The following is an 18,630-nucleotide window of genomic DNA, read 5'->3' on the forward strand; positions in this document are numbered from 1 at the left end:
AGAACTAGCTTTTTTGTTAAGGATGACTGTTTGCTCCTGATCTGGTTTTTCTCATACCAGGTATCAGTAGTGCTAATAAAACAGCGACACCTAGAATAATTAATGCAGAATAAATCACCGAAATAGAAAATCCCGATTTATTAACATTCTGCTCTTCATCATCTACAGAGTTAGAGAGAGTATCTTCACTTCCTGCGGAGAAAAGTCCCATCGTTTTAGCTTTTGATGCAGTACTATTATCCATCTTAACAGATTGATCAAACAAACCACCTTGCAAATCTTCCAATTGGTTATCCGCCGTCTTCGTAAACGTTAAATCTTTCTGCTCTTCTGGAAGCCGCTCTTTCTTATCAGACAGTGATTCCTCTTGAAGATATTCCGTACTCTCTTTAATCTGGTTTTCTTCATATAGATTTGGCGCTAAATCTCTAATGGTTGCACCTGCAAATACTGTTTCTGGTCCAATGCATATGAGAAATAGTATCATGATCGATAAAATCTTTTTAATAAGCTTCATGCGCCTGATCCGTATTTGCTTTCTTAGATGGTTTTTTCCATAATCGAACGGCATATGGAATTAAAGACAATATAATTATCAATCCAACTAAGAAAAAGCAGCCTATTAAATAATCATTATCTGCACCGTATTGTATGGACAGATATACAGCAGACATTGGATCTTCATATTGGAAGTTAGGTGCTGCTAGAGCAAGTAAAGGACTAACAAAGAATAGGATTAAACCTACACTAGCAATCCATCCAATGAATTGGCCAACATTAAACGCTGAGCGCACTAAGGTTGATGCAGCTGTCAGCAATAATATGGTGAATACAGAAAACTGAATCGAATTTGTATTTGATAATGAATAGATCTCTAATCCAAACAAACTAATAACAAGACCTACGATCAAGTTCAGCAATCCGAAAACAGAATTTTTCACTAAAAACGGAAGTGGGCTAAAGTAGTAACTAAAATAGCCAATTAGTAAACTACTAATTAAAATGACGATAAGAATTGCCACTGGCGGTACAGCTTTAACAGCTTGTGAATCTACCTGTGGATTATCTCCCGAAACTTTTAATGGATTAGCTAAGTAATCATATACGTACCCATTACTTTGCCCATCTAAGTAAGTATTGCCGAGTACATCAAATACATCATCTCTTACCAACTTTGTAGATTCTACATTCGTTGTCCATTTTTCATTTAATACAGTTGCATCATTCTGAACACTGCTTACTTTTGTTTGTATATCACCCGTATAATTCACGACTGAATTTTGTCTTTCACCTAAATTATTCATTAAGTCATTAATCATCATTACTTCTTGATTAATGCTTTGTTGATTTGAAATTAATTGTGAACCGTCATTAGCTTGAGATGGCTCATTCATTTTTATTTCTTGTAATTTCATTAATGCTTTGTTTGCACTATCCTCTATTGAACCTATGTTATTCATAAGTTCCTGTTGTTGTTCATCTAAGCTTAGCTGATAATCCTGTTTAAAGTTAGTGAAGTTATCTCCTAATCCCTTCATTTCTTCCTGTGTTACTGGGAAATTAGTTTGAAGTTCATTCCATTTGTTTCTTTCCTCTTCATCTAAACTAAGAGTCAGCTTTATTCGTGTCTTTAGATCCTCATTATCAAGCACAGCTTTTTTAATATTGTCGCCATTCGCTTTTAATACCATCTCATATTGCGACAAAAGCGCATAATAGGAAAGTGTTCCTTCCACATTACCCATAGGAAGTGGAGAATTAAACAATTCGGACAAACCATTATTTAATAATAATATCTCACTTTCCTTCTCTTGGATTTGAATAAATAACTTTAAATTTCCTTCTCTAAGTTTTTTATTTGCATTAACAATCTTTTCAAAATTCACAAAAAGACTATTATAAAGTTCCTTTAACTTTGTATATTCTATTTTCCAGGTATCTTCATTCGCTTTTGTTTCAATTTTTATTTTCAAATCTGTAATTCTTACATTAATAGCTGATAATTCTTCTATAGCTCTAGTAACTTCTGGTTGTGGATCTGGAATTGTAACTAACAAGTCTTTTATTTGAGTTACTTGTTGGTTGATGGCAAGTAACTCATTTAACTCTTCATCAAAACTTGCTTTATTTGGATTTTCTGGATCAACTGGGTTACTAATATCACCTGGATCTCCGTCTTGAGTATTTCCTAGTTGAGCACGTGCAACTTTTATTTTTTCTTCTAACTGAATTAGATCTGTTTGCCTTTGTTGACTTACATATGCGTCTATAATATCACTATGAATTACATCCATATCTGATATTTGTCTTTCAACTTGCTCGATTCTTTCTTTATTTAGATCATTAATAGATTGATTGTTACCTTCTAGCAATCTATTTATTCCTGACATATTACTAATAAACTTCTCACCTTGATCATTAAAAATGCGTTGAGACTCACTGTGTCTAGCAATAAAATTTTCTTTTCCAGCATCAATTAAAGCCAAATTTTGTTGTTGAGCTTCTCCCAGTAAAGCCTGCTGATCAGCTTGATAATCTTTATATTTTTCAACATATTGCACAAATGATGCAAGTGTTTGTTCAAATTGATTTAAGTTATTTGCTCGTTGTGGTGATGTTTCGTCCGCTTGCTTCATACTTGATTGAAGCTGAACCAGCATATCTTTCTGCCTCTCCAGTTCGCCGGCAAGTTCACCTGAACTAGGCTTATAAAAACTAATCATCGTCGTTTGGAACTCAATCTCTTTCTCAAGTATACGGTCAAACTCTGTTCTGACCTTTTTCATGTCCTGAGAAACATAATTCCAATAAAGTGAAGTCATCTGTTTATTTAAGCGATTACCTGCATAATCCAATTCACGTAATATTTTTTCTTTATTCACAGCCGTTAACTGCGATTGAACCGTATATTGAAAATCTGCTTTAGTCGGCTGCTTTTCATCATATGTCATAACATTAGATGTAAAGTTTGAAGGAATATAAACTACAGCATCGTACTTCTTGTTTTTAAGACCGCTATCTGCTGCACTTCTGCTGATAACTGTATACTTATAGTCGGATCCATCTTTTAGAATAGCTGGAACTTCCCTGCCTAACTGTAATTGATTCTCCTCTTCTTCTGAACCGAGATCTTCATTTACAATTGCTATGGAACGGGTACCGTTAGCTTTTACTTCCATAGGATTCTCTCCCAAAAAGTTCATAAACAGTTGGGGGAATACTAGAATAATAGCCACAGCCAAAAGCATCTTTATCCTATATTTCCATGAGTTCATCATGTGTATATCTTCCTTTCGATGACACTTAGAGGAATTTGAATTTTTGTTTCTTTTCCATTTTCTACGTAATAACCGTACCCTGCATGAACATCTTCTTCTTTCCTGTTATACGGTAAGGTAAACAGGCTTTGTTCTGATTTTTTCATCAAAACGAGTGCTTGACGTATTTGTTTGATCTCATTCGTAAACAAGTCAAAGCCTTTTGTGATTTCGTTGTTATTTCCTGAGACAATAACATTGAACCCAAGATGACTATAATTCTTCATGTACTTAGATAACCGATCTTGAAGCAGACTGTCAGTAGATTGAAGGAATCTTGAATATCCATCAACAACAAAGTATAAAGGTGCGAAAGATTGATTCAATGTTGTACCATTGGATAAAGCTTCTACATATTCCCTCTCTCTTTGCTTAAGTACTTCTTCTATTTGATCTAGCCACGCAGAAATATTTTCTTTCGTTTCGAGATACACGACTTTTTCCTCTCCAACATAATTCGAAAGTCCACGATCCACTGAATCGAACATACCTATCGTTTCTGTATCTTGAAGCAAAATGGTATTTAGCATAACCCTTAACGCATTTGTTTTTCCTTTTTGCGTTTGTCCAACAATTAAACAATGCTTATTCTTAAGGAAGTTCATGTAGACTGGCTGCACAAATTCCTCATCAAGCCCAATCGGTATGATACCTGGTCTTTGTTTTCCTTCGGTATATTGCGTGAAGTTCACCATCGTAAGTTCAGATGGCAGCATTGGAATTGGTTCTGGACTCGCACTATCTTTGTACTTTTCAACAATTCCCATAATATCTTGTTTCATATTTTCTAATAGTTCATAATCGTCATCGCCACGAGTAGGCAGATAAACTTGTGAGAAATATGCTTCTTCTCGCTTGATAATCGCTCTTCCTGGGATAGGTTCTAATGAAAAAGGCACCTTACCGAGAACAGTATACGATTCTGAATGATCCATTAAATAATGAACAATTTTTGTTTTTAAGTTGTTCATGAGAGACTGTCTAATTGAATTGATTCTTGTAGCAGTAAAGATCATATAGATTCCTAGTGCTTGTCCATCACGTGCAAACTGAGTCATCTGCATTTCTAAGTCTGGCATCTCTTCTTTAACTAAATCAAAGTTATCAATCGTTAAAAAAATTACCGGCAATTTTTCCTGGTGAAGTTTGTTATACATTTTAATGCTGCTTACTTCACTCTTTTGGAATTGCTGCTTACGTTCTGCTATTTCATCTTTTAAAAATCTCATGAACTTTTCTATCTTTCTTTCTTCGTCCATCAGGAAGTAATCTGCTGTATGAGGAAGCTGTTTTAAAGGAAGAAGAGCCCCATTTCCAAAGTCAAAAAGATAATAGTGTAACTCTTCAGGACTTAACTTTGTTGCCATAGACATCAAAATTGTCATGACAGAATGCGACTTACCGTACCCAGAAGAACCAAAAATCCCAATGTTTCCATCATCCATTAATTTGTATACATAAGGAGTTTGTGACTGTTTCTCAGGCTCGTCAACTAAACCTAAATAAATATCTGAGTCTTTTTCCTCAAACTCTATTTTATGTATTAAACGATTGTTTAATGGAGGTAGCCAAGGACTGTTGAGCTTTTTAATCCCCATTTCTTTCTGCAGCTCTTCAATTCGGTCAACAATGACATCTATTTCTGCTTCTGCATCCTTTTTCTTTTTAGAATCTGATGATAGTCCAGATAAAGGTACCAGACCTAAATCTGTTACAAGCGCGACTTCATCTTCACTTACAACGTTCTCTTCCAAGTATGGTGCGCCACTCCAAGCCGATTGGAATAATTCGTATACTTCATTATTACCGACCTGAAGGTACCCTCTGCCCGTTACTGTTATGGATGAAGCATCAGCATTTTTTAAAATTTCTCTACTGTCTGCGGCATCTTGAACCTTTAAAGCTATTTTAAATCTGGCGTTACTCCAAATCTGATCATCAATGACTCCGCCTGGTTTTTGTGTGGCAAGTATGAGATGCACACCTAAACTTCTTCCGATCCTCGCCGCACTAACTAATTCCTTAATGAATTCTGGTTCTTCACTTTTCAACTCAGCAAATTCATCAGAAATCAAAAACAAATGCGGCATAGGCTCGTTGGTTTCACCACGTTTATACAGATTTGTATATTCATTAATGTGGTTAACTTCGTATTTATCAAATAATCTCTGTCGTCTTTTTAACTCACTTTTGATTGAAGCAAGTGCCCTTGCAGTAAAGTTACGACTTCCCTCAATATTAGTAATCGTACCTAACAGATGGGGCATATTCTTAAAAGGTTGGGCCATTCCTCCACCTTTATAATCAATTAATAAAAAGGCAACTTCATGAGGATGGAAATTTACAGCTAAAGATAAAATGTAAGTTTGTAAGAATTCACTTTTACCAGACCCCGTCGTTCCTGCTAAAAGACCATGTGGACCATGTGCTTTTTCGTGCAAATTAAGTTCAACAAGATCTTCTTTACCTTTTAACCCTATTGGGACTGCAAGTGATTTAGAAGATTCTCTCGTTGTCCAATTGTGCTGAATCGGCAGATCAACAACTTCTTTTGCGCCAAATAGCTCGAGGAATGAAACACTATTTGGTATTGAATTCGTCATTCCAACAAGGTGATTCAAGGTCCTTAAGGTTCTTGCATATCTTTCATTTCCGTTTTGCTTATGTGCATCGAGTTTGAAGGGTATTTGTACAGCTTTTTTATCCTCGATTAATATGTCGCCTTCTGATTCATTAATATAGCGGACAAGAGTGTGAATATTATCAGTTAAACTTTCTTTTGTTTCTGCTGCAAATACTACCGAAATGCCTAAATGAGAGTATTCTCCTTCTAAATATTCAAGCAAAACATGTTCTGAAAGCAACTGTTGATCGAGTATGATAAAAACCAAGTGAGGGGAAAACCTCATTTTTTCTTTTTGACTACCAGTATCTAAATCACGTTCTCGAATCAACTCGTAAACAGAAGATAGTAACTGATCTCTCGTCTGCTCATTATAGATCAGACCTTTTGCATGAGAGTTAGGCAGCTGAAAATGCGGTAACCATTTTACCCATTCCCATTGGCTGTAATCTTTTTCATTAAAAATAAAAATTAACCTTACGTCATGATAGCTATGGAAAAATGCCAATTGGCCAATGAGTTGATGAAGTTCATTCTTCATCACCGATTCTTTCCCAATAAGACCCATTGCTCCATTTGATAAATTAACTGTTATCGGAACATTTTTAACTTCTTGGTATACTTTTTCCATCTTTTGTGATTGTTCTAGCAGATCATCAATTTCTCTATTCGCCATATCTCCACTGTTTAAAGATAATGTATAGCTTGAAGGAACGTTCCCTAACCCTATTCTTATTTGAAGAAGATCATGGCTTTCAAGTGTTCTTTCCCAGATTCGATCAGATATTTCTTCTGTGTAATATTTCATTTGTTCAAACGGTGGATAATGATACTGAAGCACGTTCCTCTGCTTTTCCGCTAACTCTTCAAGTTCTTTTCTCTTGTTATCGAGATACAAGTTGTAAACTTTCTGGCGTTTAATTTTTCTTTTCTTGAAGTTTCCACGTTCTTTAAAATACTGAACCGAAGAAGTAACAAGTGTAGTAGCAAACATCACCATTGAAACGATAATAAAAATCCCTCTAGGTTGTATGATTGCAACAATACCCATAACAAGCATCATTAATAGAGGAGGCATGATAATTAACCAAAGACCTCTATTGGGGTTTTCACCCTCTTGTGATGGAAATGACAGCGTTACTTTATCTTTGGGTAGATCAAAAACCATTCGTGGTGTTCTTCGATAATTAGGATATTTCTTGCTCATTTCTGAAACGGGCTTCTTTGCTGCTGGGAGTTTGGTTATGAAGTCTTTTCTACTAATAACCTGAATCAAGTCTGTATCCAATAACTTAATCGACATAAATGGCCAAAATAGAAGATCCCCTACCTCAAATTTAGTAGGACCAGCTATCTTATGACCGTTCAGATAAAGCTCTCCTTTATTCGGTGAGATCATCCATCTCTCTCTAGCTTTTATTAGAACGAATGAAACTTCTTCAGAACCAAAGCTCTCTATAGATTGATAAGTGAGATCAGCCTCCGAGCCTGTTGCAGAAAACGTGTACTCTTTTTCAAAGCCAATATAATAAGACTGTTGAACCTCACTATCATTTGTAAGATAGATTCGTAATGTTTGATCTCCATCTGATACCTGAAATAGGTTATCTACCATTACATGACCGATGACTTTATCATCTTGGTAAACCTCTATCTTTTCCTTATCTCGACTGATCGTCAAAATACCTTTGCTAAATGGAAAGTTTCTAACCGTAACGGAATCTGAAATGTTCGGACCTATCGTTATAGATTTAAGAGACTCGTTATCCAGGTTGATTTGCTGATAGTTCTTATTAAAAATCACCCATAGTGTGCTCATACTTCACCCCCTTTAATTCGCATTGGCCGGTTTCGGTGGTGATGCTGGCTTTTGCTTTTCAGCAGCTGCTGCTTCTTCCTTAGCCTTTTGCTCCATTGCTTCTTGTTCTTTTTGCTTTTCTTCTTCAGCTTTTCTCTCTTCTTCTTTAAGTCGCTCTTCTTCTTCTTTAATTGCTTCTTGCTCTTCGAGATACTCATCTATTTCTGCTTGTACTTCTTTAATTTTTTGCTGTTTTTCCTCACTGCTTAATTTATCATCAGACTTTAATTCTTCACGATATTTAATAAGTGCGAACATAATAAGATCCTTGTCTTCTAACGAACGTGCAATATCGAGGGCTTCCTTCGCATTACCTCTTCCGATATGTATCCAATATTGAAAATAGAGAGGTTCTGATTGTAGGGAAACGGTGTTTTGAATATTTTCCTTTTGTTCTTCAGTAAGTGATTCATTGATTATGTAAGATGATGCTAACTGGTATTGAACCACATTTGGCATATCCTCGACATCATAATCGGACATCACTTCAACGACTTCACTGTATTCCTTACCTAGAAAATGTTCGTTGCTGCTAACAAATGCTTCTTGTCTAGGCTGTAAAAAAAACAGGGAATAAATCGTATATATAATGGCTGGGATGAAACATATCAATAATCCCAAGGAAGCATATTGTGTAATCTTCCATTTCTTTTGTGGAATATTTAGCATCAATTTATCTTTTTCATCTATGTCATTTAATTTTTTTTGTATGAAAAGTAACAGTCCATTCAAATCGTCAACTTCTAATACCTCTTTAGCAGTGGTTGATAATTCAATGGTTTCATGAAGCTTTAAGTAATCATGAAAGGAATGTTTACCGTCCACTAAGAAAACAATCGTAGCTTTAAGCTCTTTCCAAACTCTTTCATGCTCTGCTTCGTAAGGAGGAATACTTTCTTTCACTCCATAATGTAGGAAAGCTGGTGATAGACTTTGATCAAATACTATATTTTCAGGACATACCACCAAATGTAAACGATTCAATGTATGTTCTTTTACTTTTTTTGTGAGTTGAAACGCAAACATCCATTTACTTCTATCATTTTGGTTTGTTAATTCAGGAAAATACCGGTAATTAGAATGGGGGAGGATGGTAATCTTAAGCTCGTTTTCATCAACGATAATGGATCGTTGGATATCTGTATCCAATTCCTTTAATAGTTCTACTTCAATAACGTCATCTAGCTTAATTTTTTCTTTTTGGAATGCAAAAGTAATAGAATCCACATCTCTACTAATCTGGGATTCTAAGATTTGTTCCAAATATGTTTTGTTTTTTTCGGTCATTGCTTAGACCCCCTCAAAGAATTTCAAAACGATCACCTGTCAATATTCCACTCTCTATTAGTTTTTGGTTTCCCGAGAGTATAATATTTTTATTTGGCACACGTACCCAGTAACCGTCTCTAGGCGGAGAGTCAATTTCTTTTGTTTGCCAAACGATATCTATCACTTTTTTTACAGTATGGAAGTTTGAAAGTCGAAGATCAAACGATTCCCCTGTATAATTTTTCAAATCAACAGTAACTTCAATGTACATAATCATCACCTCAAAAAATGAAGAGCGCCTTTAACAAAGAAGGCGCCCCCATGAAACAATAAAACCCAAAATAAAAGCTTACCCTCTAATTTGGCTTGCGATTTGGTTATCAGCGTCTTCTAGAGCTTTAGATGTATTGTTAAGTTGAGCAGAGATATCTTCAAGCAACTGTTGCATTTGAAGGAAAGATGGCTTTAATGCCTCATATTGTTGGCTGAAAGCTCTACTTGCTTCCCCTTCCCACATACCTTCTAATTGGCTAATCATTGCATTTAGACGTGAAACTTGTTCCCCGACTTGGCTACTTTCATTGGAGTAACGACCTGACATATCTACTAGTTCTGCTGGTGTAACGCGAATAATTCCTGACATTTTCTTCTCTCCCTTATCTTTTAAAATTTATAAACAACGATCTTTAAGATCGGTTGCTTCTAAGTGGAAATGGATAAATACACCTATATTTGCCCTATTATGGAAATAACGAAACCATAAATTTGTAAATTTTTGATACTATTTACTTATCACTACCAAAACCCTTGATATGAGTGATGTTAGAGCAACGGAATATTTTCTACCCAAACCAATTACTACCATATTTTTACACGATATTTCAATAACTATCTTATCTTTTATCGAATTTTGAATCCTTATAACCATGATTAAAGTCCCGAAGTATTTTATCGCGTGTATTTTCCCCTCTCTTTTATACTACAAAATTACCTTTAATTTAAAACGTTGAATTGTATTCTCAAATAATATTAGATGAGATTAATTCCCCATATTTTAATAGAATTGTAAATAAAAAGACGCAGAGGCTTTAACCCCTGCATCCTTTTGTTTAGATTCTATAATGATCCGCTTTCCAGTTCGTAATCGCTTCTTTTATTTCCTTTGGTTTCATGTTCTCAGCTGCTGCTTTCTCAGCCAGAAGTGGAAGTTCCTCGTCTGGTGCGAATCGGAGGGCTACGATCTGCCCTGCAGTAAGTCTTCCATCCAACAACTTTCCTGTTAAAACATAATAGCGCAAGTTCTCTTCTGCACGGATTGCTCGATCTTGAGCTTTTAATGGGTACATGCGAAGTAAAGCAAACGTCACTAACAGGCTGAGAGACATCACGATTAATATTACGCCTAGTAACTTATCTTCTGCTTTAAACACATAAACAATGCTTGCGATGAGACCTCCAAGCACAAGCAATGAAAGTACATAATGATAGATGGGATGCATCCGTGCATGATTGTTATAATTTTGTGTATTCATTTCGTTCTCCTCTTTGTGCTTATTCTATTCCCACTTAAACGTAAAACTTGCTACGATAAACGCTCCGATTAACCAGCCTCCTAAAATCAGCGCTTCCATACCGAGATCTAAGAACGAAGCACCAACGTTCATCGTCTCACGAAGAGCATGGCTTAAGTGAGCGATCGGTAAAATTTGTACAAACGGCTGTAAAAACTCAGGCATGTCTCGTATCGGAAAGAATACGCCTCCTAAGAACAGCATTGGGAACGATAGAAAACCTGCAATCGGTCCAGCACTCTCTGGAGTTTTTGCAATGCCCGCAATAATGAAGCCGATTGCCATAAAGGCTAACGTCCCAAGCGTGACAAACGCGATTACGGTTAACCATGACCCTCTGACTTCAATGCCGAATGCAGCCCAAGCGACAGCTAGTACGATCATCGCTTGCAAACCGTTCAGCATAAAACGAGCAGTAATTTGCGCAGCAATAAATGTAGATGCTTTTAGTGTTGTTCCTTGCATACGCCGTAAGATTCCTCGTTCACGCCATGACGAGATCTGGCCTGCCACGCCATTCATGTTGTTGCTCATGATCATCATCGCCACGATTCCCGGTACTAGGAAGTCGATGTAACGAAGGTTCAGTGCTTCTACACCTTTTGACTCTGTTACAACAACAGGCTCGTAATTCACAGATTTTTTACTGATCGTGTCAACCGCATTATTGACAAGCTGAAGACCAACTTGGGACATCGCCATGTTCGTTTCATTATAGTAAACAGGCAGTTTGAACGGATCTGCTTTATTTCCAGCAGAAAGATTTTCACCATAGCCTTTTGGAATAGTAACTACGAGTGTTAAATCACCTTGTTTTAGCTGACTTAACACATCTTTTTCGTTTGAACTTTTTTCAAGAGATACCGCTTCGTTTTTTTCTATTTCTTTTACTAAGTTCTTAGACTGTTCACTCTTATCCTGATCAACAACAGCTGCCGTAATGGAAACCCCATTACCGTTTCCTAAGAATGAACCTAACATGACCATTAGAACGATCGGAAATGCAAGGGTCCAGAACAGTACTTGTCTGTTTCTAAGGAAGATTCGAAGCTGCGCGAGTGTTAGTAGGTAGTATGATCTCATCCTTCTCTTAACCTTCTTCCTGTCATGTGAATAAACACATCTTCAAGTGTTGCCGTTCTCGTTTGTAGATCGACAAGCTTCAGCTCTTTTTCAGAAGCGATAGCGATTAAACTCGTTAAAGTCTTCTGTAGATCATCCGTATATAGAACATGTATATCTTTCTGACTGCCCACTTGTTTCACTCCGTCAATCTCTGATAAAGCTATATCTACTTCATCGTTAAACTTAAATTCAACTGCGCTATCCGACTGAAGATTTCTCACAAGTTCACTAGGCGTATCGAGAGCTATTAGCTTTCCTTGGTCCATAATGGCGATACGATCGCATAGTACGTGCCTCATCCATGTAATGAGTCGTCAGTACAACGGTTTTGCCACGTTCCTTCAAGCGTAAAATAATGTCCCATAACGTACGGCGTGCTTGTGGATCGAGTCCAGTCGTAGGTTCGTCCAAGAAAATAATCTGCGGATCGTGCACGAGTGCAAGCGCGATCGCAAGTCTCTGCTTTTGACCACCAGACAAACCTTTTATTCTGCTATTCTTTTTCTCTGTTAAAAGCATGTCATCAATTAGTTCAGGAATCGAAATATGTTCGCGGTAAAAACTGCCGTAAAGATGAAGGATCTCATCTACAGTCAATAGCTCAAAAAGAGTAGTAGATTGGAGCTGTACACCAATTACTTCTTTTACTTTATCAAGCTCTTTTGTAATATCGAATCCACCAACGATGGCAGTTCCTTCATCCGGCTTGCGAAGACCAACCAACATCTCAAGTGTAGTCGTCTTCCCCGCTCCGTTTGGCCCCAGCAGACCAAACACCTCTCCATTATGTACAGAGAATTCACTTCCATCCACGGCAGTGAAATCTCCATATCGTTTCACAATCTTTTGCACCTTTATTATTTCATCCTGCGTTTCCATTGTTCACTCTCCAAGCATACGTTTCACTGCTTTTTTTGCTTACTGCAGCAAAACATACCTTCAAATTTTGTCCAAAGCTCTTTAAGCGTCGAAATCCATTCACATGCTTCATCCATTGAATCCGGTTTTATCGCGTAATAGCGAAAACGTCCCTCTTTTCGGTGTGTGACAAGACCTGCATTCTCTAAAACTTTCAAATGCTTTGAGATCGCAGGCAGCGACATATCAAAAGGCTGGGCTAACTCTTGCACACTCCTTTCTCCTTTTGATAGCTGCTCGATGATCGTACGCCGAGTCGGATCAGATAGAACTGAAAATACATCATTTAAATGTTCCGCGTTATATTTAACCATTTGGTTAAGTATAATGCGCAACCTATCAGACTGTCAATTTGCACCTGTCCTTTCTAACTATACGTATACTGAATTTTTACAGAGGCTGTAATCTTATTCTCGCCTGGCTGTATAGGGGTTTCCGCACTTTGTGCATACATTACGGCTTGAAACGGAACAGGTCTAGGAGGTAAGGATTGAGATACCTCTTGAACGTTGAGAGGTACCGGGCGAAGTGTAACTTGTAATGCCCTTGCCATCGAAATAGCTTTTTGTTGAGCATTTTGAATTGCTAGTGACAACGCTTGATTATAAAAGGCATCTGGGTTTGAAACTGTGAATTGAATGGACGATACAGAGTTTGCTCCGTTCGCTACCGCTTGATCGATTGCCTGCCCTGTTTGCCGAATATCTTTTACCGTGACCTGCAGCTGGTGCTCTACACGATATCCTCTAAATTGTTGCTGTCCATTTTCATAGTTATATTGAGGTTCAATGCGAAAACTAGCTGTTTGAATATCACTTTGAGGAATACCTAATGACATAAGCGTTTGAATAACAGAAGCCGTTTTATCAGCGTTATCCTTTTGAGCCACACTTAAATTTTGGTTTTCTGTGATGACTCCGATTGTAAGCAGAGCTCGATCTGGCACAGCAGAAACAGAGCCTTCACCCGATACAATTAGGCGATTCATCATTGTGAGGTCGTCTTGTTGCCTCATTCCTACATTTTGAAAACCTGGATGATTGTAATACATATACAGACTCCTTTCGCTTACTTTTTATATTTAAGCTATGAGAGTATATAGGAGAAAAGAAGAGAATATGAAGTGGGCTTTTGTGGAAGTTTTGCTAGGTAAAGATGACTTATGCTCGGTCGTGTGGTTTTATGATCGTTCACGGGACGGTTATGCTCGGTGACGGACTTTTAAGATCGTTCCCGAAGACTTATGCTCGCTTATAAATCGTTCGCGGCAATTACGCTCGTTCGCAGCTAGCACTACTATCCTTCTCCATAGAAAAAAGCTGACATCCCAGGAGAAAGCCAGCCTTTCCTTTCAAACTATATTTTAGAAATAAAATTCATGAAGTTCTGAGAAGCAAATCCTCGGACCTCTTCTTCTGAATAATGTTTTAATAGTTCATTGATTAAGTTTTGAGTCATAGATGCATCTTCTAAACCTGTAATAAGTTGCGAGATGCCGTCAAAATCAGAGCCGAGCCCAATTTGTTTTACCCCGCCAAGTCCACAAAAATGGTCGATGTGTTTAATTAAGTCACCAATACTTGCTGAACCCTCATTCTTCGTAAATGGCGGGTTATACACAACGTGCACGACTCCACCTTTACCGAACATCTCTTTTGCCATCTCATCCGTCAGGTTACGCGGGTGGTCACACAGTACGCGTGAATTAGAATGGCTGGCAAGCGGATAATCAGCTATCTCCATCACATCCCAAAATGCGCGATCACATAAATGAGACACATCCGTTAAAATTTTATTTTTATTATTAAATGCTACAATTTCTTTTCCAAACACCGTCAGACCAGCACCACGTGGTTCCTGAGCACCATCCGCTGCAAGATTTGCGTGATTCCATGTTAGACCGATCAAAAGAACACCGAGTTGATGCAGAATGCTTAACTTCGTAAGATCGTCCCCGATCGCGTCCACTCCTTCAAGCGTAAGCACTGCTCCAATTTCTCCATCCTTCAATGCTTGAAAGTCATTCCAATTCTTCAAATGCTTCATCTCTGGATTTTTACCAAGAACCTCTTTATAAAAATAATCCACTTGTTGAAGAGCAGATTGGAACTTTTGATCACTAGGAATAAAGGGCTCAATAAAAACCGCAAAGAACTGAACGTTCACTTTTCCTTTTTGCAGTCGTTTCTTATTTGTAGCAAGCTGTGGCGCATCCGCATAACTGAGCCTGCCGTCCGTTTCCCATAGTTTCAATAATGCATCGCAATGCAAGTCAATGACATTCATGTTGATCCCACCATTTCTTTGATAAATAATCTCCGTATCCCTAAAAGAATACGTTTAGTTGAAATTTATTTTTGTTATAATGTAAAGTATATCTTAGTTTACATATAAGGAAAGGCTTGATACGGGATGGAGAATAGTTCTTCTAATTTTATTAAAACAATCATCCAAAACGATCTGGAATCCGGAAAGCATAAGAAAATCGTTACTCGTTTTCCTCCAGAACCAAATGGATATCTTCATATTGGACATGCAAAATCAATCGTAATCAATTTTGGACTTGCGGACGAGTTTGGCGGAGAAACAAATCTGCGCTTTGATGATACGAACCCATTAAAAGAAGACCAAGAATACGTTGATGCGATTAAGAAAGACGTTGAGTGGCTTGGGTTTGAATGGGAGAACCTTCGCTTTGCTTCCGATTACTTTGAAGAAATGTATGCGCGCGCTGTGCTTTTAATTAAAAAAGGAAAAGCGTATGTGGATGACCTGACTGCTGATGAGATTCGTGAGTATCGCGGAACGTTGACAGAGCCAGGTAAAGAAAGTCCTTATCGCAACCGTTCTGTTGAAGAGAACTTAGATCTATTCGATCGCATGCGTAAAGGTGAGTTCGAGAACGGTCAAAAAGTACTTCGTGCGAAGATCGACATGAGTTCACCTAACATTAACTTACGTGACCCAGTCATCTATCGTGTCTCTCACGCAACTCATCACAATACAGGTGATACGTGGTGCATCTATCCGATGTATGCATTTGCTCATCCGATCGAGGATGCGATCGAAGGCGTTACACATTCGCTTTGTACAACAGAATTCGAAGACCAACGTCCTCTTTACAACTGGGTTGTGGAAGAGTGTGAGATGGAAAGCCAACCACAGCAAATCGAATTCGGCCGCTTAGGATTGACGAATACGGTAATGAGTAAACGTAAGCTTAAGCAGCTTGTTGATGAAGGTTATGTGGATGGATGGGATGATCCACGCATGCCGACAATCTCTGGACTGCGCCGTAAAGGGTACACACCTGAGTCAATCGTTGAGTTTGTAAAAGCTGCTGGGGTTTCTAAAGGTTCTGGTGTAACGGACACAGCGATGCTTGAGCACTTCATCCGTGAAGATCTTAAGGTAAAAGCACCTCGTACGATGGGTATTGTTGATCCATTAAAAGTGGTAATCACAAACTACCCTGAAGGACAGGTAGAAATGTTAGATGCTGAGATCAACCCAGAAAACCCTGAAATGGGATCACGTCAGATTCCGTTCTCGCGTGAAATTTATATCGAGCGTGAGGATTTTATGGAAGATCCTCCGAAAAAGTATTTCCGTCTCTTCCCTGGAAACGAAGTTCGCTTAAAGCATGCTTACTTCATTAAATGCGAAGATTTCATAAAAGATGAAAACGGTAATGTCGTCGAACTACATTGTACGTATGATGTGGAGACGAAATCCGGCTCAGGTTTTACAGGCCGTAAAGTAAAAGGTACACTTCACTGGGTTGAAGCGACACAAGCCGTACCTGCAGAATTCCGTATTTATGAGCCACTCATCTCTGATGAAGATATGGAAAAGGAAGAAGATAGCGAAGGCAAGACATTCTTGGATTACGTGAACAAAGATTCTCTTATCGTAAAACAAGGATTTATTGAAGCAAACATGAAGGATGCGAAACCTCAAGATAAGTTCCAGTTCTTCCGTCATGGCTACTTCAACGTTGATCCGAAGCATACAACTGATGAAAAAATTGTATTTAACGAAATTGTTTCTCTGAAAAGTTCGTTTAAATTATAGACACAAAAAGAAGGATCCGGCTGGATCCTTCTTTTTTGTTTGTACATTATCTCTTTTTGACTTTGTCTCTTTTTCGAGCTAAAAAGAATCCAACGATAAAAATAATTATGCCGAACCAAAGATAGAAAGCAATAAGCCATTCATTAAGATTACCGATAAAGGAATTAATAAAAAGTCCTAAAAAAGCCCCTGCAAACCAAAGCTTCATAGCCCAACTTGCCGCGGTATACGGCCAACTCTTACCTTCTAACTGATCTAAATAAGAATAATTAAGGCCAATTTGTTCTTCATGACCCATTTGGAGAAAAGCAGCTTCAACGTTGTATTTTTTACAATTCACAACGATATCATGCCAGCTAAGGGGCAAACAATGATCCTCTGGGTATACCTGTTTCCCATCTGCTTCACTTAGATAGACAGGCAAGACCTTAGCTCCATCGGGCAATTCAATAAATCTCAGCTGTCCTTCCACTGTTAAAAGGATATTAGCTCCTCCACGCTTTTTTAATTCTCTAATAGCATATTCTCTCATAAGAAGCTTCATATCATCTTTACGAAGAACTACCATAGATTCATGATTAGGATTGATTAGAAGTAGTTGCTGTTTATTTCGCAACGTGGTCTTCAACACAGTCAATACATCTGTTCTCTTTGTATTCAAATGAGTTTGAAATGCATGTACCGCTTCCACATCTGTAAAAACAACGAGCCCCTCTCCTTCATCTGTTTTTATACGAAGTTCAGATTCAGGAAGTAGAAGATATTTCACTTTTGAAGCTAACTGAGGAAAGGCATGCTTCGGCTCTAGAGTTCCATCTTTTAACTGGTTAAGTAATAATGCTGGTTCCATGTAAACCCCATCCTTTAAAATATCCAATTTAATCTTCAGTAATCATAAAAAGGTCTTCGATTATTATTCAGACTTGAGCTCTAGTTATAATATAATTTAGAACTTTTCATAAGGAATAATGCCGGACTATTAAAAATCTAAGTAACTCTAATAAAAAATCTTTAAACCTAATTATTATAGAGTATATTAATTTGTGTCTGGCGAGACCTGAAATCTTCCCATTGAATAATTTTTCCCCAATTAAATAAATTCTCATCTAGCAAACCTTGAGGGTATCCTAACTGTTCACACAACCACTCACCGTGTAAATCTGCATTTGGTTCAACATCCCATTCATTTAAAGCAGGGTCAAAAACAACCAAATTTACAGAAGTTATTAAACTATTAGCTGATGCTAATCTGACATAAAAATTTTTATTACCCAGCATAACAGGCTTTATAAATCTAACTGATTCACCATTAGCAAAGATTTTTATTTCTTCATTCGGAAAGTAATTTATTACCTCAGTAATTTTAGTACTAGGTGAAATTTCAAAACCGTCAATAATAATTATTCCATCATTCAAACTTCCTATCATGGCAAATATCCTCTATTTTTCCAAGCTGTATACTTACTAATTTCACTGCTAAATAAAAAGATGGCCTCTAGCAGATATCATCTGGTAGAATAAATTTCTTAGAATTCTTTAATTATATATTTCAAAGCTTAAACGGTTCCTTCTTTTCAAAAATATCTCTTGAAATTTTTTTAAGTTAAGGCTTATCTATTTCTTTCTTTTCTATTTTTTCTCATCACTAAGTATTTTAATAATAATTCACATGCATCACTTTCATTTTCAAAGGAATCTATAATATTTATTTCCCCTCTTTCCAAAGATTGATATACCTGCCACTGGTTAGTATCTTTTATTAACCCCATTTCTAATTCACGAATAGGTTTTTCTCCTAAATTATAATCATTTTCCTCAATTCCCAAAATTTCAAGTTTGGCTTTTAAATCATTTATATTCATTTCCTATTATCCT

At 37.3% G+C, this 18,630-nt stretch carries 15 protein-coding genes and 1 pseudogene; 1 reads left to right on the top strand and 15 read right to left on the bottom strand.

The window, feature by feature from the left end:
• Positions 1–16: 16 nt before the first annotated feature.
• The 12 genes and pseudogenes from essA to IHV11_RS18295 all read right to left on the bottom strand — a co-directional run bounded on the left by essA (position 17) and on the right by IHV11_RS18295 (position 14,967).
• Positions 17–517 carry a type VII secretion protein EssA gene (gene essA, locus IHV11_RS18240; RefSeq protein WP_197195805.1) on the bottom strand — a complete coding sequence of 167 codons (501 nt, stop codon included), beginning with the start codon at positions 515–517 and terminating at the stop codon, positions 17–19.
• Positions 504–3,278, bottom strand: coding sequence for a type VII secretion protein EsaA (gene esaA, locus IHV11_RS18245; protein ID WP_197195806.1), 2,775 nt, complete (start codon positions 3,276–3,278; stop codon positions 504–506). Before esaA ends, essA begins: the two co-directional genes overlap by 14 nt.
• On the bottom strand, positions 3,275–7,759 hold the full coding sequence (gene essC, locus IHV11_RS18250) for a type VII secretion protein EssC (RefSeq protein WP_197195807.1): 4,485 nt from the start codon (positions 7,757–7,759) through the stop codon (positions 3,275–3,277). The genes esaA and essC overlap by 4 nt, the downstream gene beginning before the upstream one ends.
• A gap of 12 nt (positions 7,760–7,771) precedes the next feature.
• Entirely contained in the window at positions 7,772–9,085 is a 1,314-nt protein-coding gene (gene essB, locus IHV11_RS18255; protein WP_197195808.1) for a type VII secretion protein EssB, read from the bottom strand.
• Positions 9,086–9,098: 13 nt separating this feature from the next.
• Complete coding sequence (locus IHV11_RS18260) at positions 9,099–9,338, bottom strand: EsaB/YukD family protein (protein WP_197195809.1); 240 nt, start codon at positions 9,336–9,338, stop codon at positions 9,099–9,101.
• A gap of 78 nt (positions 9,339–9,416) precedes the next feature.
• Positions 9,417–9,710 carry a WXG100 family type VII secretion target gene (locus IHV11_RS18265; protein ID WP_197195810.1) on the bottom strand — a complete coding sequence of 98 codons (294 nt, stop codon included), beginning with the start codon at positions 9,708–9,710 and terminating at the stop codon, positions 9,417–9,419.
• Between the two features lie 466 nt (positions 9,711–10,176).
• Positions 10,177–10,599 (bottom strand): DUF6526 family protein, encoded by a 423-nt coding sequence (locus tag IHV11_RS18270; RefSeq protein ID WP_197195811.1) that lies wholly within the window; start codon positions 10,597–10,599, stop codon positions 10,177–10,179.
• Between the two features lie 24 nt (positions 10,600–10,623).
• The gene (locus IHV11_RS18275) at positions 10,624–11,721 is read right to left on the bottom strand and encodes an ABC transporter permease (protein ID WP_197195812.1); all 1,098 of its coding nucleotides are present in this window, start codon (positions 11,719–11,721) and stop codon (positions 10,624–10,626) included.
• Positions 11,718–12,642 (bottom strand): annotated as a pseudogene (locus tag IHV11_RS18280) (ABC transporter ATP-binding protein). The gene IHV11_RS18275 and the pseudogene IHV11_RS18280 overlap by 4 nt, the downstream one beginning before the upstream one ends.
• A 23-nt stretch (positions 12,643–12,665) precedes the next feature.
• On the bottom strand, positions 12,666–12,995 hold the full coding sequence (locus IHV11_RS18285) for an ArsR/SmtB family transcription factor (protein ID WP_137791594.1): 330 nt from the start codon (positions 12,993–12,995) through the stop codon (positions 12,666–12,668).
• Between the two features lie 53 nt (positions 12,996–13,048).
• Positions 13,049–13,732 (bottom strand): SIMPL domain-containing protein, encoded by a 684-nt coding sequence (locus tag IHV11_RS18290; RefSeq protein ID WP_231620401.1) that lies wholly within the window; start codon positions 13,730–13,732, stop codon positions 13,049–13,051.
• Positions 13,733–14,037: 305 nt separating this feature from the next.
• Complete coding sequence (locus IHV11_RS18295; RefSeq protein WP_197195813.1) at positions 14,038–14,967, bottom strand: dipeptidase; 930 nt, start codon at positions 14,965–14,967, stop codon at positions 14,038–14,040.
• 126 nt (positions 14,968–15,093) lie between these two features.
• Here IHV11_RS18295 and IHV11_RS18300 point away from each other — a divergent pair, with 126 nt between their 5' ends.
• Positions 15,094–16,755: a glutamine--tRNA ligase/YqeY domain fusion protein gene (locus tag IHV11_RS18300; protein ID WP_197195814.1), complete on the top strand. Its 1,662-nt coding sequence runs from the start codon at positions 15,094–15,096 to the stop codon at positions 16,753–16,755.
• Between the two features lie 46 nt (positions 16,756–16,801).
• Here the strand turns inward: IHV11_RS18300 and IHV11_RS18305 are convergent, their stop codons facing one another.
• From IHV11_RS18305 to IHV11_RS18315, 3 genes are all read right to left on the bottom strand, one after another.
• Positions 16,802–17,605, bottom strand: coding sequence for an SseB family protein (locus IHV11_RS18305; protein WP_197195815.1), 804 nt, complete (start codon positions 17,603–17,605; stop codon positions 16,802–16,804).
• Positions 17,606–17,772: 167 nt separating this feature from the next.
• On the bottom strand, positions 17,773–18,183 hold the full coding sequence (locus tag IHV11_RS18310) for a hypothetical protein (RefSeq protein ID WP_197195816.1): 411 nt from the start codon (positions 18,181–18,183) through the stop codon (positions 17,773–17,775).
• 182 nt (positions 18,184–18,365) lie between these two features.
• On the bottom strand, positions 18,366–18,617 hold the full coding sequence (locus tag IHV11_RS18315; RefSeq protein WP_197195817.1) for a hypothetical protein: 252 nt from the start codon (positions 18,615–18,617) through the stop codon (positions 18,366–18,368).
• Positions 18,618–18,630 lie beyond the last annotated feature (13 nt).

This window comes from Fictibacillus sp. 26RED30 (assembly GCF_015903845.1).
GTDB classification, from domain to species: domain Bacteria; phylum Bacillota; class Bacilli; order Bacillales; family Fictibacillaceae; genus Fictibacillus; species Fictibacillus phosphorivorans.